The following is a 21,362-nucleotide window of genomic DNA, read 5'->3' as shown; positions in this document are numbered from 1 at the left end:
TCATCCCGGTGTCCAGGAGAAACCATGCGTACCCCTCCCCCACGTCGCGCCCGGACCGCCCTGCTCACGGCGCTCGCCCTGGTCGCCTCGGTCGGCCTCACCGCGTGCGGCGGGTCGGCCGTCGGCGACGACGACACCCCCCGACTGCGCATCGGCTACCAACGGTTCGGCGGGCTGAGCCTGGTCAAGGCGCGAGGTGAGGCACCGGACGCCGAATGGTCGCTGTTCGAGAGCGGCCCGGCGCTGACCGAGGCGCTCAAGGCAGGATCGATCGACATCGGACAGACCGGTGAGGCACCGCCGATCTTCGCCGCCGCCGGCAAGATCCCGTTCTCCGTCATCGGCACCTCCGAGCCGGTCCCACAGGGCGAGGCGGTGCTGGTCAGGGAGGACTCCGGGATCCGCACCTTCGCCGACCTGAAGGGACGCACGGTCGCCCTGAACAAGGGCTCCAACGTGCACTGGCTGCTCGTCCGGCTGTTGGAGGCGAACAACCTGACCCTGGGGGACATCAACGTCAAGTACCTCAAGCCCGCCGAGGGGCGGCCCGCCTTCGACAACGGTCAGGTCGACGCCTGGGTGATCTGGGACCCCTACTTCGCCCTCGCCGAGCGACCCGGGGTGCGGATCCTGGCCGACGCCACCGGCCTGGCCAGCAACCGCGAGTACGTGCTGGCCCACCCGGACGCGCTGACGGACAAGTCCCCACAGATCGAGTCGTTCCTGCGTACCTACCGGACGGTCACCGACTGGGGCATCGCCAACCCCACCGAACGCGCCTCGGTGCTCGCCCCCGAACTGAAGATCCCCGAGGACGTCACCAGCCGGGCCCTGGACCGCAGCGCCCGCGCCCTGGCACCGGTCACCCCCGCCGTCGGTGACGAGTTGCAGGCCATCGCGGACGGCTTCGCCGCGCTGGAACTCATCCCCGGCCCGGTCGACATCCGCTCCCGGATCGACGACCGCTTCAACGAGGTCTACCAGTGACCAGCACAGCCACCCCTGGCGCCCCACCCACCCCCACAGATCCTGGTACGTCGCGGCCCTCTGCGGGGCGTCGACGTACCACGGTCTCCGGGATCGCCGGGTGGCGGCTGGCCAGTCCGGTGCTGCTGGTGTCGGGGTGGGAACTGGCGGCGCGGGCCGGGTGGCTCGCGCCGGAGAAACTGCCCGCACCGAGCACCGTGCTCGCCACCGGATGGCGTCTGGCCAGCGACGGCACCCTACTGACCCACCTGCTCGACTCGCTCAGCCGGGCCGGTGCCGGGCTGCTCATCGGCGGCGGGCTCGCCCTGCTCCTCGGTGCCGTCGCCGGGCTGCTGCGACTCGGTGACGCCCTGATCGACCCACCGGTCCAGATGGCCCGGATGCTGCCGCATCTCGGACTCGTACCGCTGCTGATCATCTGGGTCGGTATCGGTGAGTCGCTGAAGATCAGTCTGGTCGCCCTCGGTGCCTTCTTCCCGCTCTACTTCAACACCTACGCCGGCATCCGGGACATCGACGAACGACTGGTCGAGGCGGCCCGCACCTGCGGCCTGGGTCCCGTCGCCCGGCTGCGGCACGTGGTGCTGCCCGGCGCGCTGCCCGCCCTGTTCCTGGGACTGCGGCTGGCCATCGGCGCCGCCTGGCTCAGCCTGGTGGTCGGCGAGCAGGTCAACGCGCAGACCGGCATCGGCTTCCTGATGATGGAGGCCCGCGAGTTCAGCCAGACCGACGTGGTGGTCCTCGGCCTGCTCGTCTACGCCCTGCTCGGACTGCTCTCCGACGTGGCCATCCGCACCCTGGAGAGGAGGACGCTGTCATGGCGACGAGGACTTCGGGCGACCTGACCGGCCCGACGGCGGTGCTGACCGCCACCGACGTACGCCGCGACTTCGGCACCACCACCGTGCTGGCCGGCACCTCGCTGAGCATCGCACCCGGCGAGGTCGTCGCCCTGCTCGGCGGCAGCGGCTCCGGCAAGAGCACCCTGCTGCGCGTCCTCGCCGGGCTCGACGAGGAGGCCACCGGCGACACCGTCCTACGTGGCACCGCCGCAGTCGTCTTCCAGGAGCACCGGCTGCTGCCGTGGAAACGGGTCGCCGACAACGTCGCCCTGGGACTGCCCGGCCCGGACGTGGCAGCACGGGTCGACCGGGCGCTGGCCGAGGTCGGCCTCGCCGACCGGCACCGCGCCTGGCCCGCCGAACTCTCCGGCGGCCAGGCACAGCGGGTCGCGGTCGCCCGAGCCCTGGTACGCGAACCCGACGTGCTGCTGCTCGACGAGCCGTTCGGCGCGCTCGACGCGCTCACCCGACTCCGGATGCAGGCGCTGCTGCGTCGACTACGCGCCGAGCACGGCTTCGCCGCGCTGCTGGTCACCCACGACGTCGAGGAGGCACTGCTGCTCGCCGACCGGCTGCTCCTGCTGGAGTCCGGCGTCATCGCGGAGGAGCTGCACGTTCCCCTCGGCCCGGACCGTACTCCCGACGACCCGGCCTTCGGCGCGCTACGCCGCCGCCTGCTCGACCGACTCGGCGTACCCACCTGAGGACGAGACGTCGCCGCTCAGGCGACGAACCTGCCGCCCTTCACACCCTGGACGAAGCCGGCCCACTGGTCGGTGTTGAACGACAGCACCGGCCCGTGCCGGTCCTTGCTGTCCCGCACCAGCACGGCCTCGGGTGGCGTGGCCATCTCGATGCAGTCTCCGCCCGCGTTGCTCCGTGTGCTCTTCTTCCAGTTGAGGGTGGTCATGTCCGCTCCTCTGCGATAGATGCGATGAGCTTGCGAGACTGCGTCTCGCTGAGGGCCTTGTTCTCGGTGGCGGACCACACAGCTTCGTACGCCTCGACCTCCGCTGGCTTTTCGAGGTACAGCGCACCTGTGAGGCCGTCCGAGTAGATGATGGACGGCTCGCTGCCGTGTTCGAAGTCGAGGATCGTGAAGGCGCCGTTCGTCAGGTTGGCGCGGTACAGATCGACGCCGAACGGCAGCACCCGAAGGGTCACATTGGGCTGACGGCTGACCGTCACCAGATGGCCAAGTTGTTCAGCGTCCACGAACCGCCGGAGGGCAGCCTCGTCCAGCAGGATGTCGACCTGTGGCGCGCGGGGTGCAGTGCGGGTCAACAGCGCCTGTCGACCGAGTCGCACCGCAACGCTTCGATCGATCTCCTCGGCGGTCATGTCGGGCCGTGCGACCTCATAGACATTGGTGGCGTACGCCTTCGTCTGGAGTAGACCAGGAATCAACTGCGCCTCGTACTTCCGCAAACGAGCAGCAGCCGCTTCCAGTCCTACGTACAGCTCAAACCACTCTGGTATGGCGTCACCATAGGAATGCCACCATCCTCGACCCCTCGTCTCCTTGGCGAGCCCCATCAGCGCCTCGGTAATCTCCGGTGACGCTCCGTACACTCTGCACATCGCCTCTGCGTCTAGCGATCGCATCGAGGTAGCACCGGATTCGATCCGCCAGATCTTCGGAGTTGACCATTCGAGGGCATCGGCTGCCGCCTTGATGGTCATGCGTGCCTCTTCGCGGAGGTGCCGCAGGTGCCGCCCGAGCTGCCGCCTGGGAACTGTCGAGCCGGTGTCGGTAGTCACTGACCACTCCCTTTTCCTGACTACATACCGGGCGATGACTGCACCCGATTTGTAACACCTGCCGAACACGCTACGCAATGCAGTCCTTCGTATTGAGATCCTCTCATACGTTTCATCCAAAATGAAATATTGCATCCGTGGCCGTCGGCAACAGACGATGAACCTGAGTGTGGTGGTCGGATGACCGTGCGTGGCCCGGCCACCACGCTCCTCATGGGAGGAGGGGTAGATGGTCCGGCAGATGACCTACAACGAGTTCCTGCTCGCCGCGGCTCTGACGTTCGCGCGTCGCCACCGACCGAAATGGAACCACGTGCTCAGGCGGGTGACATGTCGGTGTGGTCGGGATCTGCCGTGTCGGGTGCGCTATCCGATGCCGATCAATCGACGCCACTGGCCTGGGGAGACCTCGTGACGATGCACGGGCCGGTGGTGCCGATCTGGACCTGTACGGGGTGTGGTGCGCCGTGGCCCTGCCGGACACGTCGTCAGGAATTGCGGGTCGAGTACGACCAGGCTCCTATGTCGTTGGCGCTCTACCTCGGTGCGTGCCTGGTGGCGGCCAGTCAGGACATGGGGTGGGCTCCGGCCGGGCTGCTGCATCGGCGGTTCCTCGGGTGGCTGCCGTGACCATCGCGCCGCGCGCCGGTGACCTGCTCCTGATCGGGCCGCAGGCCAGCGTGCAGTTTCGTCGGCCGATCCTGTTCCGCGTGATCCGGGTGTTGACCTGGACCACGTACGACGGATGGATCTGGCTGGAGGGCTACCAGCTCGACATGCGGGGTGTTGCGGTCACCCGGCGGGCCGTCTTCGTCCAACCGGCCGGACTACGAACCGCCCCGACACCCGTGGCGACCGGGCGACCAGGGCGCACGAAAGCTCCCCGCCGAGTGACGGACTGAGCAGGAGGCCCGCCGCCCTATCCACGCGGACGCGGTGCGGGAACCGGCGGGAGGACCCGGTTCCCGCACCGCGCGTCCAACCTCGCCTCAGCTCACCGAGAAGCCGGCGAACAGCACCGAAGCCAGTCCCAGCGCGAGGACCAGGTTGAACACGGTGGCGGCACCGAAGACCGCCACCGGCCGCCACCCGGCCTGCCGCAGCGCGGCCACCCGCACCTCCAAGCCGATGCTGACGAAGGCCAGGATGAAGAACCAGGTCCGTAGGTCGTTGACGATCGCGATGGTGGCCTTGCCGTCCGCACCGGCGACGTCGAGGTACCAGGTGGCGATCACCGACGCGGCGACGAACCCGAGGACGAACTTCGGGAACCGGCGCCACAGCTCGCCGAGTCCCGGTCGGGCCGCGCCGGCCCGGCGCTCGACGTGCAGCGCGAAGTACGCGGTCAGCGCCACCGCGACCACGCCCATCAGCGCGTTCTGGGTGACCTTGACGATGCTGGCGATCTGCAACGCCTCGTCACCGGCCAGCGCTCCGGCGGCGGTGACCGCGGCGGTGGTGTCGATGTTGCCGCCGATCCAGGCGCCGGCCACCGCCGACTCCAACCCGAGCACGTCGGCCAGCCAGGGCAGCAGGAAGATCGACGGCAACGCGAAGACGATCACCAGGCTGGCCGTGTAGGCCAGTTGCTCGCGGCGGGCGCGTACCGCACCGGCGGCGGCGATCGCGGCACTGACCCCGCAGATGGAGACGGCGCTGGCGAGCAGCGCCCGCAGCTTGTCGTCCAGACCGAGCCGCCCGGCCAGCCACCAGGTGAACAGGAACACGCCGCTGATCAGCAACAACGCCTGGGCGATGGCCGGACCGGCGGCGCTGGCGATGACCGCCAGGTTGATCGACGCACCGAGCAGCACCAGACCGGTCTTGATGAAGAACTCGGTGCGGAACGCGGCGGCGATCCGGTCCCGTAGCCCGGTCAGCGTCACCACCGCGTTGCCGAGCAGGCCCAGCAGGATGGCGTACACCGGGTATTCGATCGCGCCCGCGACGTCCTCGACCGCCGTTCCCTCGGCCCAGGTGGGCACGTTCTGTTCGAGATAGCGGGTCAGGACGGCGAGGGCGAGGACGACCAGCAGGCCCACGGCGGTCCAGGCCCAGAAGGAGCCGCCGGCCGGCGGTGTCGCGGCCGGCGGCAGGCCCGCCGGACCGGCGGGTGCCGACTCGGTGTGTACGGGTGCACCGGTCGCGCCCGCTGGGGAGCCGTCCGTGGTGGCCGTCGAGTCGACGGCGGCCTCGGGGTCGACCGGGACGGTGGGGTCCGTGTCGGCGGGTGCGGTGGTGCCGGTCGCGGGTCGGCTGGCGTCGGTGGTCATCAGGGCACCAGTCCGGCGGGGATGACGCCGATCAGGACCAGCGCGAGCAGGGCCAACCCGAGGAGGGTGGCGGCCCAGTCCTCGTTGATGGCGAACCGGCTCTCCGGCGCGGTCGGGGTGGGCTGTGGTTCGGGGGCACTCATGGGGGTTCCTCCGGGGGTGAGAGGGCACGGCGACGCAGAGGGCATACAGACGCGTGGAGTGATCGAATCCGCCGGGTGACACCAGCGGACGGGCTCGACGTCGGGCTCGCGCCGGTCAGGCGCGGCCCGAGCCGGTACAGAGTTCCGAGGCGACCCGCATCAGGTCGACGACCCGGCGGGAGGTGAGTCGAGGATCGGTGACCACCGAACTATATTCCTACCGGCAAAGTAGGAATACAAGAGCTACCCACGATCCGGGCGGCACCCGGAACCGGCACGGGTCCACGCGGTGCCTAGAGGCGGGCGCTCACCGTCGCCACGCCGTCGCCGGTGATGTCCGCGAGGTAGGCACGTCGGCCCGCGAGGACCATGACCAGAGCCTCGGTCGTTCCCCGGACGACCGGGCCGTCCCCGCTGCGGAACGGCCCGTCGGTCGCCTCCCACCGCAGGCCCCTCGCCACATCGCGACTGTTGACGGCGAAGTTCCTGGACACGAAGAACTCGGCGACCGTGGTGGCCGCCTCGACCGTCGGCCCGCCGGGCAGTCCGAGCGGGCGACGGATGTCCTGGCCGTGCACGACGACCTCGCCCAGCCACGCGGCGGCGTGCCCGGACGGGGCGGTCGTGGCGGACACGGCGGCCCGGAACGTCGCCAGCGTCTCGGCGGGCGTCGCGCCGAGCTGCTCGCGCAGGCGACGCCGGTTGTGCACGTCCGGGCGGAACCCGGCGGCGGCCATGCTGCGCATCCAGCGGAACGGAGTCATGCGCGCCGCCGAGGTCAGATGGGCCAGCGTCTCCTCGACGCTCCAGGAGCCGCAGAGCGAGCGGGTGGCCCACTGCGCCTCGGTCAGATCAGCGAGATCGTCGGCCAGGACGCCACGGGCGGCGACGATCTGGGCGGCGATGCGGGCGGAGTCGCTGGAGTCGGCGGAGTTCATCGCTGAGCAGCTTAGAGCGTCCGGCAAGAGGCGGTGGAGGCGAGGCGGGTCCGCAACGCCTCGTCCCCGGTGGCCCGCAGCCGGGCGGCCAACTCGGCCACCGCCGCGGCGACCCTGCGGATCGGGACGGCCGGGCACTATCCTTCGCCGGATGGGCACCTCCGGTGGCAACGAGCGGACGGTTGTCGCGTCGAACCGCAAGGCGCGGCACGACTACACGATCCTCAAGACGTACGAGGCGGGGATCGTGCTGGCCGGCACCGAGGTGAAGTCGCTGCGCGAGAAGCGGGTGTCGCTCGTCGACGCCTTCGCGCAGGAACGCGACGGCGAGATCATGCTCTACGGCCTGCACATCGCCGAGTACGGCTATGGCACGTGGACCAACCACGCGCCCCGGCGGACCCGGAAACTCCTGCTGCGCCGGGTGGAGATCGAGCGCATCCTGGCCCAGACCCGGGAGGGCGGGATCACGCTGGTGCCGCTGTCGATGTACTTCTCCGGCGGTTGGGCCAAGGTCGAGCTGGCCCTGGCCAAGGGCCGCAAGGCCTACGACAAACGGCAGGCGCTCGCCGCTCGGGACGCCGACCGGGAGATCGCCCGGGAGATGGGGCGTCGTCTGAAGGGTCGGACGGGCCGGTACGCCGAAGGCCGCGCGACCGGTCGGTGATCAGCCGGCGAGCAGGTGTTCGTGCGCCGCGCGCAGCCGGGCGAGCGCGGGATCGCCGCCGGTGGGGGCGCGTCGCTCCAACTCGGCCCAGACCTCGGCGAGCGCGGTCGTCACCGCGCGCAGCTCGGCGGCGTGCCGACGGCCACTCTGCTCCCGTTGGGCCTCCAGCCGGCGGGCCCATCCGGCGGTGACCTCGGCGAGCCGGTCGGCGTCGGCGCGGGCCTGGCCGGCGGTGCGCACCGCGCCCGGCGGCACGATCGCGGCGACCGGCCGGGGGTCGCCGTCGCGGGTGATCACGGTGACGGTGTCGGTCAGCTCCGCCATGGCGACGAGCTGGCTCAGTCGGGTGCGCGCCTCGCGGAGCGGCAGCGAGCGCGGCGGGGCGGTGCCTGGGGTGAGGGCGGGGACAGCCATGAATACATGGTGGGTGCGGGGTACGACACTTTCCGCAACCGTCCATCAGGGAGCGTGGTCACCGGGCGTACACGGAACCCTGGACATCTACAGTAAACAATCCTAATAATTGAGCATCCGTCGATCGACGGCCCTCGTCCCCCGGGAGGTCCGGATGCGTCGCCCCACCCGACATCTGCTGCTCACCGCCGTCGCGGCCCTGGCCACTGTCGTCGCCACCACGCTGGTGGCGACCAGCCCGGCACAGGCCGCCGGTCCCACCGCCGGCTTCGTCAAGACCGCCGACTGGGGCACCGGCTGGGAGGGCAGGTACACCGTCACCAACGGCGGCAGCAGCACCATCACCTCCTGGCAGGTCGCCTTCACCCTGCCCACCGGGACCACCCTGGGCTCATTCTGGGACGCCACCGTCAGCAGCGTCGGTCAGCGGCACACCTTCACCAACCGATCCTGGAACGGCACCCTCGCCCCGGGCGCCTCGACCTCCTTCGGCTTCCTGGCCACCGGACCCGGGTCACCCACCGACTGCCGGATCAACGGCGCGCCCTGCGGCGGCGGCACCCCGACGACCCCGCCGACCACCACCCCGCCGACCACCACGCCGCCCACCACGCCACCGCCCAGCACCCCACCGCCGACCACCGTGCCACCCACCACGCCACCGCCGACGACACCGCCCACCGGCGGCCTGCCCCGACGGGCTCTGATCGGCTACCTGCACGCCAGCTTCGCCAACGGCTCCGGCTACCTGCGGATGGCCGACGTACCGGCCGAGTGGGACGTCATCAACCTCGCCTTCGGCGAACCCACCACGGTCACCTCCGGCGACATCCGGTTCCAGCTCTGCCCGGCCAGCGAGTGTCCGGGTGTGGAGAGCGAGGCCGAGTTCACCGCCGCGATCCGGGCCAAGCAGCAGCAGGGCAAGAAGGTGCTGCTCTCCATCGGCGGGCAGAACGGGCAGGTCCAGCTCACCACGACCACCGCCCGGGACGCCTTCGTCCGCTCGGTGTCGGCGATCGTCGACCGGTACGGCCTCGACGGGCTCGACATCGACTTCGAGGGCCACTCCCTGTACCTCGATGCCGGTGACACCGACTTCCGCAACCCGACCACCCCGGTCGTGGTGAACCTGATCTCGGCGATCCGTACGCTCAAGCAACGCTACGGCGCAGGCTTCCTGCTCACCATGGCGCCGGAGACGTTCTTCGTCCAGCTCGGCTACCAGTTCTACGGGCCGGGACCGTGGGGCGGCCAGGACCCGCGCGCCGGGTCGTACCTGCCGGTGATCCACGCGCTGCGGGACCACCTGACCGTGCTGCACGTGCAGAACTACAACTCGGGCCCGATCGTCGGGCTGGACGGCCAGTACCACACCATGGGCGGGGCCGACTTCCACATCGCGATGACCGACATGCTGCTGGCCGGCTTCCCGGTGGCCGGCAACCCGGACCGCTTCTTCCCCGCGCTGCGGGAGGACCAGGTGGCCTTCGGCGCGCCCTCGTCGGTCAGCGCGGGCAACGGCTACGTCGCCCCGGCCGGGGTGCAGGCGGCCGTCACCTGCCTGGTCCGGGGGCAGAACTGCGGCGGTTACACGCCGCGCAGCGGCACCAACCCGAACTTCCGTGGCCTGATGACCTGGTCGATCAACTGGGACCGCTTCTACCAGTGGGAGTTCGGCCGCAGCCACGGCCCGTTCCTCAAGGCCCTGCCCTGACCCGTGGCCGCACACGGTGATGGCCCCGAGCGCCGTTGCTCGGGGCCATCACCGGCCCTGGGGCCGGGCCGACGCTCAGGGCGTCGGACGGTCCCGGCGGGACGGGAACTGCGCGCCGGGACGCGCCAGGCTCGACCGGGCACGCAGCCCGACCGGGTCGGCGGCGGACACGGCGGCCGGCGCCGGCGCGGCGGCGGTCGAGTCCCGCAGCGAGTCCAGGTATGCCATGGCCGCCCGGTCCTCGTCCGTCGGCGCCGCGAGCAGGGCGTACACCAGGCCCACCACACCGAAGATCACCAGCAGGACGATCGGCAGCAGCATCGTGCTGACCGTGGCCCCGGCCAGCTCGGTCCGCTGGTCGTGCAGGTGCACCGACATCGCGCTCATCCCGGTGAAGTGCATGCCGTTGACCGCCACACCCATCACCAGCGCCGAGCCGAAGATCGCCAGCCCCCGACGGACGGTGACCGCCAGCCAGAGCGCCACGGTGGCGGCAACCACCGCGATCACGATCGACGCCGCCACCCGCAGCGAGTCGTAGCTGATCCGGCCGTCCAGCCGCATCGCGGCCATGCCGCTGTAGTGCATCGCCGCCACACCGAGACCGGTGAACAGGCCACCGGCCAGGATGCGGACCGCCGACAGCCGGCCGGTGCCCACGATGGCCAGACCGATGCCGACCGCGAGCACCGCCAGCAGGGCGCTGGCGACGGTGATCGGCACGTCGTACCGGATCCGCGAGCCGGTCACCGCGAAGCCGAGCATCGCCATGAAGTGCATCGTCCAGATCGCGGTGCCGCCGAGCGCCCACGCCGCGAGCGTCCCCCACCAGATCTTCTGCCCGGTGGACTGCGCGATCCTTATCCGGCCCGCGAAGATCAGGCCGAGAATGGAACCCAGCACCGACAGGGCGTAACTGATCCCCGGCGTGATCCACCCGTATTCAAAATGATTGATTTCCGCCACAACGGGCTCCCCCCAGAGCTGCTACCAACGCGTAGCGACGCGCCGAAGACATGATCGGGGAGCACCCGAGCAGGCACAATAGGCGTTCGGGGGCACTTCGCGCTGTGTTGTCACGATTACTCAGCGATGCGTCGATTCCCGACGGTCACACTCACGCGGGCGAATGGTAGGCCAGCACTCCCCGGTTGACGGCCGCGATCGCCTGTCGGGCCGTGGCCCGCAGCTCGGTCGAGGCGCCACCCGAATCGGCCACCTGCCCGAGCAGGTCCACCACCTGACGGGCCCACCGGACGAAGTCGCCGGCCGGCATCTCGCCGTCCAACTCGTGCCCGCTGGCCAACACCTTCGCCAACGCCTCACCCCGCGCCCAGCGGTAGACCGGCCAGGCGAAGCCCAGGTCGGGCTCCCGGGTGACGGTCAGGCCCCGCGCCGCCTCGTCGGCCTCGATCTCGCTCCACAGCTTCAACGTCGCGTCCACCGACTCGGCGACCGCGCCACGCGGCAACGACGCCCGCTCGTCGACGTCCCGACGCGCCTCGAAGACCACCACCGAGACCGCCGCCGCCAACTCGGCCGGGGAGAGCCCGTCCCAGACGCCACGCCGCAGGCACTCCGCGACCAGCAGGTCGGCCTCCGTCCAGATCCGCCCCAGCATCCGCCCGGCGTCGGTCACCGCACCCTCGGCGGTCAGGTAGCCGCGCGCGGTGAGCAGGGCCACGATCCGGTCGAACGTACGGGCCAACGACCCCGTCCGTCCGGAGACCCGCTGCCGCAACTCCTCGGTGTCCCGCTCCAGCCGACGGCGGCGCTCCGCCCAGCGGGCGTGTTCCTCCCGCTCCGGGCAGGCGTGACAGGGGTGTCGCCGCATCTCGGAGCGGAGCTGGGTCAGCCGGTGGTCCTCCCCCGACTGTCGGCCGCGCGCGCCCCGACGGGAGTGCCGGTCCAGGCCGGTGCCGCTGACCTGCGCCGCCAGGTCCCGCCGCGCGGCCGGGTTGCGGTGGTTGAAGTGCTTGGGCACCCGGATGCGCGCCAGCACCTCGGCCGGGGTGGTGAAGTCGCCGGGACTGATCCGACCCGCCCACCGGTCCTGCGTGAGCACCAGCGGCCGGGGCTCGCTGAACCCGCCGGCCGCCGGGTCGAGCACCACGGCCAGACCGGCCCGGCGTCCCGACGGCACCCGGATCACGTCACCCACCCGCAGCCGCTCCAGCGCCGCCACCGCCGCCGCCCGGCGCTGACTCTGCCCCTGGCGCGCGATGGCCCGCTCCCGATCGGAGATGGCCACCCGCAGCGCGAAGTACTCGTCGAAGTCACCGTGGTGGCAGGCCGCCTCCGCGCCGTACGCATCGATGGTCTCGGTGTTGCGCTGCACCTGCCGGGCCAGGCCGACCACCGACCGGTCCGCCTGGAACTGCGCGAACGACGACTCCAGCAGCTCGCGGGCCGGTGCCGCGCCGACGCTGCCGACCAGGTTGACCGCCATGTTGTACGAGGGCCGGAAGCTCGACCGCAGCGGGTACGTCCGGGTGGAGGCCAGCCCCGCCACGTGCCGTGGATCGGTCTCCGGCGACCACACCACCACGGCGTGCCCCTCGACGTCGATGCCCCGTCGCCCGGCCCGCCCGGTGAGCTGCGTGTACTCCCCCGGGGTCAGGTCGACGTGGGCCTCGCCGTTGTACTTGACCAGGCGCTCCAGCACCACGCAGCGGGCCGGCATGTTGATGCCCAGGGCGAGCGTCTCGGTGGCGAAGACCGCCTTCACCAGCCCCCGGACGAACAGCTCCTCGACGACCTCCTTGAACGCCGGGAGCATGCCCGCGTGGTGGGCGGCCAGCCCACGCTCCAGGCCGTCGAGCCACTCCCAGTAGCCCAGCACCGACAGGTCCTCGCCCGGGATGGCGGTGATCCGGGACTCCACCACCCGGCGGATCTCCGAACGCTCCTCGGGCGAGGTGAGCCGCAGCCCGGCCGCCAGGCACTGCTGCACCGCCGCGTCGCAGCCGGCCCGGCTGAAGATGAACAGGATCGCCGGCAACAGGCCCTCGCGGTCCAGCCGATCCACGATGTCCGGCCGCAGCGGCCCGCGCCAGCGCGGACCCCGACGCCCGGCACCCGGCCCGGCGGACCGGCCCTCGCCCAGGTCGAGGCGGCGCACCGTGTCCCGGGTGTAGCGCAGCAACTCCGGGTGCACGTCGTGCTTACGGGCCGCGTCGGCGTCGTGGAACAGGTCGAACATCCGCTTGCCGACCAGCATGTGCTGCCACAACGGCACCGGGCGGTGCTCGCTGACCACCACCGTGGTCTCGCCACGCACGGTGATCAGCCAGTCGGCGAACTCCTCGGCGTTGGACACGGTCGCCGACAGCGACACCAGCGTGACCGAGGCGGGTAGGTGGATGATGACCTCCTCCCACACCCCGCCCCGGAACCGGTCGGCCAGGTAGTGGACCTCGTCCATCACCACGTACGCCAGGCCCTGGAGGGTGGTCGACCCGGCGTAGAGCATGTTGCGCAGCACCTCGGTGGTCATCACCACCACGGGCGCGTCGCCGTTGATGGCGTTGTCGCCGGTGAGCAGCCCGACCTGCTCGGCACCGTAGCGGTCGACCAGGTCGTGGTACTTCTGGTTGGACAGCGCCTTGATCGGCGTGGTGTAGAAGCACTTGCGCCGGGCGCCGTCGGCCGGTGCCGGCTGCCCGGGCGCACCCCGCAACGCCAGGTGTACGGCGAACTCGCCGACCACGGTCTTGCCGGCCCCGGTCGGAGCGCACACCAGCACCCCGCTGCCCCGCTCCAGCGCCTGACACGACTCGCGCTGGAAGTCGTCGAGGTCGAACCCGAGATCGGCGGTGAACTCTTCCAGAGCCGGGAACTGTGAGGCCTGGGCGGCCCGGCGGCGCGCCGCGGCGTACCGCTCGGCGGGGCTCGACATGTCACCAAGATTAGTGCGTGCCCCCGACGGCCACCCGGCAAGGCCGTCCGGCAGGGTGGTCCGGGTGGGTCGGTAGGGTGCACGTCGTGCCGGATCATCCCGAACCGAGCGACGCCGTACCCGGTGCCGCAGACGCCCGCCGAGGGCCGTCCCGCCGCCCCGTGCGGGCGGTGCTGCTCGACTTCCACGGCACGCTCGCACAGGTGGAGGAGCCCACCGAGTGGGTGCGGGCCGCCGCCGCGACGTGCGGTGTCACGCTGGACCGGATTCGCGCCACCTCGCTGGCCGACCGGCTGCTCACCGCCGGCCGGGCCGGTGGACCGCTGCCGGGCCGGGTACCGCCCCGACTGGCCGAACTGTGGGCCGACCGTGACCTCTACCCGCACGCCCACCGGGGCGCGTACACCGGGCTGGCCGAGACGGTCGACGCCGGGATCGACGGGTTCGCCGACGCCCTCTACGAGCGCGTGCTGGTGCCGGAGGGCTGGGTGCCGTACCCGGACACCGCCCCGACGCTGGCCGGACTACGGGCGGCCGGCGTACGCGTGGGCGTGGTCAGCAACATCGGCTTCGACCTGCGGCCCATCTTCGACGCCTGGGGCCTCGCCGACCTGGTCGACGCGTTCGTGCTCTCCTACGAGGTGGGCCGCTGCAAGCCGGACCCGGCGATCTTCTGGCGCGCCTGCGGAATGCTCGGCGTCGACCCCGAGGAGTCGCTGATGGTCGGCGACACCCCCGCCGACGCCGGAGCCGTGGCCGCCGGCTGCGCCGTCCTGGTCCTACCCCCCGCCGACCCCGGCCGCCCCAACGGCCTCGGCTCCGTCCTAGACCTCCTCCCCCACCCCTAACACCCCCCGCCACTCCCCTTGTTGATCAAGAAGTTTGCGCCACTGATTTGCTCTCGTCGCGACCAAAACTCCTTGATCAACCACGTCGGTGCCTGAACGCCTGGGGTCCGGTGCTTCCTGGTGCGTGGCGCTCTCCACGCACGCTGCCCTGACGCGTGATGTCTCGCCTGGGTCGCCCCCGCCTCGGCCGGGCTGCCACCACTTAGCCGCGCCTCGCCCCGTCGTTGCCGATCATGGAGTTGTGGCGAGCTGAATTGCGGACAGAGGTGGCGAAATGGCGACCACAAGTCCATGATCACGGGGACGACGGGGACGACAGGGACGACGGGGACGGGGCGGTGGCTTGCGAGGGTGGGTGGGGAGAGGTGTCAGCGGAGGAGGTTCAGGGCGGCGGGGACGGCGGTGACGGTGACCGGGAGGGGTAGCGAGCGCTCGCCGTCGGCGTACGTGGTGATGCCCTCGGCGGCCACGGTCACCGTGCGGGCGCGGTAGGTGCGTACCAGCGGGTGGTCCACGTGCGTGCCGGCGTAGATGCGCGGCTTCACCCGGATCAGGGTACGGCGGTCGAACCGGCCGCCGACCACCACGTCGAGCAGCCCGTCGGTCGGGTCAGCGTCCGGGCAGATCCGCATCCCGCCGCCGTAGCTGGCGCTGTTGCCGACCGCCACCAGCACCGCGTCCACGTCGACCCGCTCGCCGTCGAGGGTGAGGGTGTACCGGCGTGGGCGCAGTCGGGCCAACTCCACCAGGATCGCCAGGTCGTACCGGCGGGCGCCCTTCGGCCGGCGCATCCGGTTGGCCCGCTCGTTGACGATCGCGTCGAAGCCGGCCGCGAGCACCGCGCCGTACCAGCGCACCGTGTCGTCGTACCCGGTCATCCTGGCCAGGTCGACCGGTCGGCTGCGGCCCTCGCGCAGCGCCGCCGCGATGGTGGCCGCCGCCGCGCGCGGGTCGCTCGGGAATCCGGTCTCGATCGCGAAGTCGTTGCCGGTGCCGGCGGGCACCGGGGCGAACGGCACCGTGGTGCCGGCCACCGCCTGCACCGCCCGGTGTACCGTGCCGTCGCCACCCACCGCGACCAGCGCGGACACGCCCTCGGCGACCGCCGCCCGGCAGGCCGTCTCCGCCTCGAGCGCGCTGCCGGCGTGCAGCAGCCGCACCGGGCGCCCGGCGGTCGAGAGCCGGTCCACCAGGTCCGGCAGCAGACCCCGGTGCCGGCCACGCCCGGCGGTCGGATTCGCCAGTACGGCGACAGGTCCCTCGGGGTTCGGGAGGTGATCGTCTGCGGTCACGGCGTGCACCGTACCCGCCATCCGGTCCCGGGGTCAGCGGGGAAGAGGCGGAATTCCCCGGGCCCGCACAGCACGAACGCCGCCCCTCGGCGGGAGCGGCGTTCGTGGTGATCGTCCGGGTCAGGTCACGTCGTCGAAGCGACGCTCGATCGGCCGGGGCGCGGTGACCGGCTCGGGAGCGTCGATCGGGCTGGACGCCTCCACCCGCGCGCCCGCCTGCACCGGCTCCGGGTCGGTCTCCAGCGGGGAGACCTCGTCGTCGTCGAGACCGGCGTAGACCTCCTTGCCGCGCCCACGCCGCTTGTCGTTGAGGAACGCGACCCCGACGGCGGCGAAGTAGAGCGCGCACAGGCACAGTGCCAGCGCGGTCATGCCGAACGGGTCCGGCGTCGGAGTGACCACCGCGGCGAAGGCGAAGAACAGGAAGACGGCGATCCGCCACCAGCCGAGCAGCTTCTTCGCGCTGGCGATACCGACGAAGTTGAGCATCAGCACGATCAGCGGGAACTCGAACGCCACCCCGAACAGCAGGATCAGGTTGGTGACGAACGATATGTAGCGGGTGATGTCCAGCGTCGTGTTGATGTCGTCGCCGGAGACCTGGAGCAGGAACTCCAGGCCCTTGGAGGTGACGAAGTACGCCAGCACCGCGCCGGCCGCGAACAGCGGTGCCGCCAGGGCGGTGAAGACGTACGCGTACCGCCGCTCGTTGCGGTGCAGGCCCGGAGCAATGAACGCCCAGAGCTGGTACAGCCAGATCGGCGCGGCGACGATCAGCCCGACCCAGAGACTGATCTTCAGGTTGAGCAGGAAGACGTCTGCCGGGCCGAGCTGGACGAAGTTGCATCGACCGTCGGGAAGGGTACTCCCGGGCAACTGGCAGTACGGCTGGGACAACAGGTCGAGCACCGGCCGGGCGAGCCAGAGGCCGAGGCCGAAGCCGACCAGGATGGCCAGCGACGCCTTGAACAGCCGGCTACGCAGCTCACGGAAGTGCTCGATCAGGGTCATCGAGCCGTCGGCGGCCCGCTCGAAGTTGCTCGGCCCGCGTTTGCGGAGTCCGAAGGCCACGGTGATCGGCCTCCGGAATCAGTTCTCGCGGACGCGCTGCACCGGGTCGGCGACCGGCTGCTGCACGGAACCCTGGTACGGCGGTTGCACAGTGCCCTGGTACGGCGGCTGCTGGGGGGCCTGCTGGGGCTGCTGCGGCGGGTACGGCTGGTAGCCGGCCTGCGCGTCGGCCTTGCCGGCAAGGTCGCGGTCGTCGTCGGCGAGGCTCTTGGTCTCCGCCTTGATGATCCGCAGCGAGCGGCCCAGGGAGCGCGCCGCGTCGGGAAGCCGCTTCGCACCGAAGAGCAGGATCATCACGACCACGAGTACGGCGATGTGCCAGGGCCTGAGGGCACCCATGGGAAACTCCAGTCGCTCTGTGTCGATGAGGGTGTACCGCAGCCCATCGTACGTGCGTCATCGGCTGTTGCCACCCGCCGGGCGAAGGGGCGTCCCGGTGGGTGAAGTCTCGACCACGTACGAGCATCCCGTCAACCACCGAATCGATCATGTGCGGCGGAATCGGGGCAGGTCGGCGCTCAGTCGCCCCGGCGCGCGCGGATCAGGGTCAGCCGCTGTTCGGTCGTCTCCAACCGGCTCTGGAGGCTCTCGGCGCGCTGTTGGAGGCTCTCCGCGGCGGCACTCAGCGCGGCGGCCTCGTCGGCCCGCCGCTGCAACCGGCCGACCGCACGACGCAGATGCGGCAACCGGGCCAGCACCGGACGAACCACCAGCGCGAGGACGACCAACGGCACCAGCACCAGCGCGAGCACGATCCACTTCAGCACGGGCGTCAGCCTACTGCCTGACCGCCTGCGCCGCCGGGTCCGCACCCGGCGACACCGGCGTCGCGTACGCCTCCAGCGCTGCCACTGCCGCGTCCCGGACCTGCTCGGCCAGCTCGGTCGGGGCGACGACGGCGACGTCCGGCCCGAGGCCGAGCACGAACCGGCGGGCCCAGCCCAGGTCGGTGACCCGCAGCGAGACCACCCAGCGTTCGCCGTCGGACTCGATCCGCTCACAGGGGTAGTACTCGGTGATCCACCGCTCCCCCCGGCCGATGCGCAGCGTGATCAGCGGCAGCTCCGACGAGGGCCGGAACACGCCCTCGCTGAGGTCCTGCGGGCGGGCCTGCGGCGGCACCACGGCCGCCTCGGCCAGCTCGGTGACCGCGTCGATCCGGTCGGCCCGGAACAACCGGACCGCCTCGGCCCGGCGGCACCACGCCTCGACGTACGTCCGACCGCTGACCATCAGCACCCGTAGCGGGTCGATGACGCGTTCGGTGGTCTCGTCCCGCGCCGCCGTGTAGTACGTGATGCGCAGCGCTCGGCCACCCTCCACGGCGGCACGGAGCTGCTCCACCCGGCCGGTGTCGCCGGGCAGCCGTACCTCCACCGGGGCCGCCACCTGGTCACCGGCGGCGTCCTCGATCTTGGCGAGGGCCCGTTCCACCGCCTCCCGGTTAGCCACCCCAGGCGTCTCGGCCAGCATCCGCAGCGCCACCACCAGGGCCAGCGCCTCGTCGGGCGTGAGTCGCAACGGCCGGTCGATCCCGGCGTCGTAGGTGATCGTCACCCGGTCGCCGTCGAAGGCCATGTCGATCAGGTCACCCGGGCCGTACCCGGGCAGCCCGCAGACCCACAGCAACTCCAGGTCCTCGCGGAGCTGGCGCTCCGTGACGCCCAGGTCACCGGCCGCCTCGGCGATCTCGATGCCGGGCCGGGCGAGCAGGTACGGCACCAGGTTGAGCAGCCGCGCCAACCGGTCGGCGGAGGTACGGGAGGAGGTCTTCGCACTCACCGAATTGGCCTTCCGTTCGCGACTGCGGGCCTCGCAAGCTCACTCCTCGCGCTCACCGAGCCGGCCTTTCGTTCGCGACTGCGGGGCTCGCAAGCTCACTCACCGCGACACCGCCATGTCGTCGTGCCGGACGGCGATCTCCTTGAGGCGCTGGATGACCGCCTCACGTACCTCCGGCGGGTCGAGCACGCGCACGTCGGGCCCGTAGCCGACCAGGTGCCCGGCCAGGGACTCGGCGTCGGCGTAGGGCAGGACCAGCCGGTCGCCCTCCGGCCCGGCGGTCGCCTCCACCGCCCAGCGGCGCAGCCCGGCGGCCCGCCCCGAGGCCACGAGCACGGTGGCCCGGCCGGGCCGTTCGGCCGGGCCGAACCAGCGGGCCACGTGGCTGATCAGGTCGACGTCGGCCGGCGGCTGGTAGGCGCCCGACGCGCCGGTGGCCCGGACCGGACCGGCGACCCGGGACAGCCGGAAGCAGCGGGTGGCGTCGCGGTCCAGGTCGTGGCCGACCACGTACCACCGGCCACGCCAGCAGACCACCCCCCACGGTTGCAGCCGGCGGCGGGTGGGGGCGTCCTGGTCCGGTACCCGGTAGTCGAACCGGACCTCGCGCCGGTCCCGCGCGGCGGCGGTCAGCGGGGCGAACGCCGGGTCGACCGTCACCATGGGCTCCAGGCCGAGGGTGGCCTGTGGGTCCACGTCCACCCCGGCGGCGCGCAGCTTCGCCAACCCGGAGGAAGCGGCGGCGGCCAGGCCGGCGTGCTGCCACAACCGTGCGGCGATGCCGACCGCTGCGGCCTCGTCCGGTTTCAGGGGAATGTCGGGAAGGGCGTACTCACGCTGGGCGATCCGGTAACCCGGCTCGGTATCGAAGGCGCTCGCCGTCCCGGTTTCCAGCGGTACGCCCAACTCCCGCAGTTCGGCCTTGTCACGCTCGAACTTGCGCTGGAACGCCTCGTGTTCCCGGGCGTCGTCGGGGTGGTGCTCGTAGCCGGGCACGGTCGCGGCGATCTGCGCAGCGGTCAGGAACCGCCGCGTGGACAGCAGGCAGATCACCAGGTTGACCAGGCGTTCGGTGCGACTTCGCGACACGGCGTAGACGCTAGCAGCCGCGCCGCTCCCGCCACGCACCCGCGCCGCCCCCGGATGCCTCCGGATGTAAGGAAGGGTCCCCTGCTAACGCCTCGTGTATAGGAAGGGTCCCTTCCTTACATCCGTACCCGGGCGTGAGCGGGCGGCAGGGTGCGGGTTAGCGTGCGGGCATGGTGCGATGGCGGGCAGGCGTGGTGGCGGCGCTGCGGCGACGGTGGACCGGTGCCGTGGAACTCGACGTCGAGCTGGCCGACGGCACATCGATGCGCGCGTTGGCGTACCCGGAACTGGTCGGTGAGCCCGAGCCCGGCGACCGGGTGCTGCTCAACGCCGGAGCGCTGCTGATGGGTCTGGGCACCGGCGGGTACGCCCTGGTGGTGGCGGTGCCCGACCGGTTGCCGCCGGACCCGCCGCAGGCCCTCGACTCCCGCGACGCGGGGCACCTGGTCAAGGCGCGCTACACCCCGTTGCAGCCGATCCTGCTCGGGGTGGACGAGGAGGCGTCGCCGCACCGGGAGGTGCTGGCCGCCGCCGAGGACCTGGGTGGTCTGCCGGTGGTGACCGCCGACCTGCACTCGGCGCTGCCGGCGATCCTGGCCGGCATCCGGGCCGACGCGTCGCACGCCCGGGTGGCGTACCTGCTCACCGACGGTGGGGCGCTGCCCGCCTGGTTCTCCCGGACGCTGGCCGGGCTGCGCGACGAGTTGGTCGGCACGATCAGCGTCGGGCAGGCGTTCGGCGGTGACCTGGAGGCGTCGACCCTGCACAGCGGGCTGCTCGCCGCCCGGCACGTCCTGCACGCCGACGTCGCCGTGGTGGCGCAGGGCCCGGGCAACCTGGGCACCGGCACCCGGTGGGGTTTCTCCGGGGTCGCCGTGGGCGAGGCGGTCAACGCCGTCGCCGCGCTGGGCGGGCGGCCGATCGGCTCGCTCCGGATCTCCGACGCCGACCCCCGGCCCCGGCACCGGGGCGTCTCACACCACAGCCTGACCTCGTACGGGCGGGTGGCGCTGGCCCGTGCGGATCTGGTGGTGCCCGAGGGCCTGGACCCGACGCTGGCGGCCGAGGTCGACGCCGCGCTCGCGCCGCTGGCCGACCGGCACACGCTGGTACGGGTCGACGACGCGGGCCTGGACGCGGCGTTGCGGCGCAGCCCGGTGCCGCTGTCGACGATGGGGCGCGGTCTGGACGCCGACCACGCCTACTTCCTGGCCGCTGCGGCAGCCGGACGGCACGCGGCCGGCCTCACCTCGACGACGTCCCCACCGCCCACCGTTTCCTGAGGCACCCGACGCCGCCAGTGCATCGTGCTGGCACCCCACGCGGACAACGCCGTGAGCAGGGATTCGCGGAGCGTGTTAGCAGGGGTCCCCTGCTATACCGCAGGCGTTGGAAGGGGGCCCTTCCTTACAACTCAGTACACCGCTCAGGCGAAGATGATCAGGGCTAGCCAGCCGCCGACCATCGCGGCCAGGGCCAGCGCGAGCACCCAGGTGGGGACGGTGTACTCGCCTCGACGGTTGCGCTCGACCTCGGCGCGCACCTTCTCGCGGCGGCGTTCGAGCCAACTCTGCCGCTCGGTGCCGGGGGTGGGGGGTTCGGGAGGAAGCATGGCCCGACCAGCGTACCCGGGCCCGTCCGGC

General features: G+C 71.7%; 23 protein-coding genes. 8 read left to right on the top strand and 15 right to left on the bottom strand.

The genetic code is table 11. The features are described from left to right. The first annotated feature begins 24 nt into the window (after positions 1–24). From ACQVFL_RS13785 to ACQVFL_RS13775, 3 genes are read left to right on the top strand one after another with little or no spacing between them, the layout of a single operon-like run. Complete coding sequence (locus ACQVFL_RS13785; protein ID WP_396693630.1) at positions 25–987, top strand: aliphatic sulfonate ABC transporter substrate-binding protein; 963 nt, start codon at positions 25–27, stop codon at positions 985–987. After that, on the top strand, positions 984–1,832 hold the full coding sequence (locus ACQVFL_RS13780) for an ABC transporter permease (RefSeq protein ID WP_396693632.1): 849 nt from the start codon (positions 984–986) through the stop codon (positions 1,830–1,832). The genes ACQVFL_RS13785 and ACQVFL_RS13780 overlap by 4 nt, the downstream gene beginning before the upstream one ends. Beyond that, positions 1,805–2,533: an ABC transporter ATP-binding protein gene (locus ACQVFL_RS13775; RefSeq protein ID WP_396693634.1), complete on the top strand. Its 729-nt coding sequence runs from the start codon at positions 1,805–1,807 to the stop codon at positions 2,531–2,533. Before ACQVFL_RS13780 ends, ACQVFL_RS13775 begins: the two co-directional genes overlap by 28 nt. Positions 2,534–2,550: 17 nt before the next feature. Here ACQVFL_RS13775 and ACQVFL_RS13770 read toward each other — a convergent pair whose 3' ends face one another. Next, the gene (locus tag ACQVFL_RS13770; RefSeq protein ID WP_396693636.1) at positions 2,551–2,739 is read right to left on the bottom strand and encodes a DUF397 domain-containing protein; all 189 of its coding nucleotides are present in this window, start codon (positions 2,737–2,739) and stop codon (positions 2,551–2,553) included. Beyond that, on the bottom strand, positions 2,736–3,590 hold the full coding sequence (locus tag ACQVFL_RS13765) for a helix-turn-helix domain-containing protein (RefSeq protein ID WP_431729538.1): 855 nt from the start codon (positions 3,588–3,590) through the stop codon (positions 2,736–2,738). Before ACQVFL_RS13765 ends, ACQVFL_RS13770 begins: the two co-directional genes overlap by 4 nt. 632 nt (positions 3,591–4,222) lie before the next feature. On the opposite strand from ACQVFL_RS13765, the gene ACQVFL_RS13760 reads away from it, so the two are divergent. Beyond that, complete coding sequence (locus tag ACQVFL_RS13760; protein WP_431729829.1) at positions 4,223–4,492, top strand: hypothetical protein; 270 nt, start codon at positions 4,223–4,225, stop codon at positions 4,490–4,492. Positions 4,493–4,579: 87 nt separating this feature from the next. Here the strand turns inward: ACQVFL_RS13760 and ACQVFL_RS13755 are convergent, their stop codons facing one another. The 3 genes from ACQVFL_RS13755 to ACQVFL_RS13745 all read right to left on the bottom strand — a co-directional run bounded on the left by ACQVFL_RS13755 (position 4,580) and on the right by ACQVFL_RS13745 (position 6,944). Further along, positions 4,580–5,863, bottom strand: a complete 1,284-nt coding sequence (locus ACQVFL_RS13755) for a putative sulfate exporter family transporter (protein WP_431729537.1) — start codon at positions 5,861–5,863, stop codon at positions 4,580–4,582. Next, complete coding sequence (locus tag ACQVFL_RS13750; RefSeq protein ID WP_396693642.1) at positions 5,863–6,006, bottom strand: hypothetical protein; 144 nt, start codon at positions 6,004–6,006, stop codon at positions 5,863–5,865. The genes ACQVFL_RS13755 and ACQVFL_RS13750 overlap by 1 nt, the downstream gene beginning before the upstream one ends. Before the next feature lie 293 nt (positions 6,007–6,299). Beyond that, positions 6,300–6,944, bottom strand: coding sequence for a maleylpyruvate isomerase family mycothiol-dependent enzyme (locus tag ACQVFL_RS13745; protein WP_396693644.1), 645 nt, complete (start codon positions 6,942–6,944; stop codon positions 6,300–6,302). 151 nt (positions 6,945–7,095) lie between these two features. Between ACQVFL_RS13745 and smpB the strand changes: the two genes are divergently transcribed. Further along, positions 7,096–7,611, top strand: coding sequence for an SsrA-binding protein SmpB (gene smpB, locus ACQVFL_RS13740; RefSeq protein WP_396693646.1), 516 nt, complete (start codon positions 7,096–7,098; stop codon positions 7,609–7,611). On the opposite strand, the gene ACQVFL_RS13735 is transcribed toward smpB, so the two are convergent. Beyond that, positions 7,612–8,025: a type II toxin-antitoxin system Phd/YefM family antitoxin gene (locus ACQVFL_RS13735; RefSeq protein WP_396693648.1), complete on the bottom strand. Its 414-nt coding sequence runs from the start codon at positions 8,023–8,025 to the stop codon at positions 7,612–7,614. A 175-nt stretch (positions 8,026–8,200) separates the two neighbouring features. Between ACQVFL_RS13735 and ACQVFL_RS13730 the strand changes: the two genes are divergently transcribed. Beyond that, complete coding sequence (locus ACQVFL_RS13730; protein ID WP_431729828.1) at positions 8,201–9,739, top strand: chitinase; 1,539 nt, start codon at positions 8,201–8,203, stop codon at positions 9,737–9,739. 75 nt (positions 9,740–9,814) lie between these two features. Here the strand turns inward: ACQVFL_RS13730 and ACQVFL_RS13725 are convergent, their stop codons facing one another. Beyond that, a complete protein-coding gene (locus ACQVFL_RS13725) occupies positions 9,815–10,705 on the bottom strand; it encodes an MHYT domain-containing protein (RefSeq protein WP_396693650.1) in 891 nt (296 codons plus the stop codon). Positions 10,706–10,856: 151 nt separating this feature from the next. Then, positions 10,857–13,637 carry a DEAD/DEAH box helicase gene (locus ACQVFL_RS13720; protein ID WP_396693652.1) on the bottom strand — a complete coding sequence of 927 codons (2,781 nt, stop codon included), beginning with the start codon at positions 13,635–13,637 and terminating at the stop codon, positions 10,857–10,859. A 77-nt stretch (positions 13,638–13,714) separates the two neighbouring features. Between ACQVFL_RS13720 and ACQVFL_RS13715 the strand changes: the two genes are divergently transcribed. Further along, positions 13,715–14,485, top strand: coding sequence for an HAD family hydrolase (locus tag ACQVFL_RS13715; RefSeq protein ID WP_396693654.1), 771 nt, complete (start codon positions 13,715–13,717; stop codon positions 14,483–14,485). 368 nt (positions 14,486–14,853) lie between these two features. Here the strand turns inward: ACQVFL_RS13715 and ACQVFL_RS13710 are convergent, their stop codons facing one another. From ACQVFL_RS13710 to ACQVFL_RS13685, 6 genes are all read right to left on the bottom strand, one after another. Continuing rightward, positions 14,854–15,798 carry a diacylglycerol kinase gene (locus ACQVFL_RS13710; protein ID WP_431729536.1) on the bottom strand — a complete coding sequence of 315 codons (945 nt, stop codon included), beginning with the start codon at positions 15,796–15,798 and terminating at the stop codon, positions 14,854–14,856. A 99-nt stretch (positions 15,799–15,897) separates the two neighbouring features. Then, positions 15,898–16,848, bottom strand: a complete 951-nt coding sequence (gene tatC, locus ACQVFL_RS13705) for a twin-arginine translocase subunit TatC (protein WP_431729535.1) — start codon at positions 16,846–16,848, stop codon at positions 15,898–15,900. 18 nt (positions 16,849–16,866) lie between these two features. Further along, on the bottom strand, positions 16,867–17,187 hold the full coding sequence (tatA, locus tag ACQVFL_RS13700; protein ID WP_131052329.1) for a Sec-independent protein translocase subunit TatA: 321 nt from the start codon (positions 17,185–17,187) through the stop codon (positions 16,867–16,869). 179 nt (positions 17,188–17,366) lie between these two features. Then, complete coding sequence (locus tag ACQVFL_RS13695) at positions 17,367–17,615, bottom strand: hypothetical protein (protein ID WP_431729534.1); 249 nt, start codon at positions 17,613–17,615, stop codon at positions 17,367–17,369. A 10-nt stretch (positions 17,616–17,625) separates the two neighbouring features. After that, positions 17,626–18,630 (bottom strand): helix-turn-helix transcriptional regulator, encoded by a 1,005-nt coding sequence (locus ACQVFL_RS13690; protein ID WP_431729533.1) that lies wholly within the window; start codon positions 18,628–18,630, stop codon positions 17,626–17,628. Between the two features lie 99 nt (positions 18,631–18,729). Then, positions 18,730–19,719 (bottom strand): helix-turn-helix transcriptional regulator, encoded by a 990-nt coding sequence (locus ACQVFL_RS13685; protein ID WP_431729532.1) that lies wholly within the window; start codon positions 19,717–19,719, stop codon positions 18,730–18,732. A gap of 170 nt (positions 19,720–19,889) precedes the next feature. On the opposite strand from ACQVFL_RS13685, the gene ACQVFL_RS13680 reads away from it, so the two are divergent. Further along, positions 19,890–21,002 carry a DUF3866 family protein gene (locus ACQVFL_RS13680; protein ID WP_396693666.1) on the top strand — a complete coding sequence of 371 codons (1,113 nt, stop codon included), beginning with the start codon at positions 19,890–19,892 and terminating at the stop codon, positions 21,000–21,002. A 143-nt stretch (positions 21,003–21,145) separates the two neighbouring features. On the opposite strand, the gene ACQVFL_RS13675 is transcribed toward ACQVFL_RS13680, so the two are convergent. Then, positions 21,146–21,331: a hypothetical protein gene (locus tag ACQVFL_RS13675; RefSeq protein ID WP_396693668.1), complete on the bottom strand. Its 186-nt coding sequence runs from the start codon at positions 21,329–21,331 to the stop codon at positions 21,146–21,148. Positions 21,332–21,362 lie beyond the last annotated feature (31 nt).

This window comes from Verrucosispora sp. TAA-831, from assembly GCF_050780145.1.
Lineage (GTDB): Bacteria > Actinomycetota > Actinomycetes > Mycobacteriales > Micromonosporaceae > Micromonospora.
This window is presented reverse-complemented; position numbering and strand designations above follow the sequence as displayed.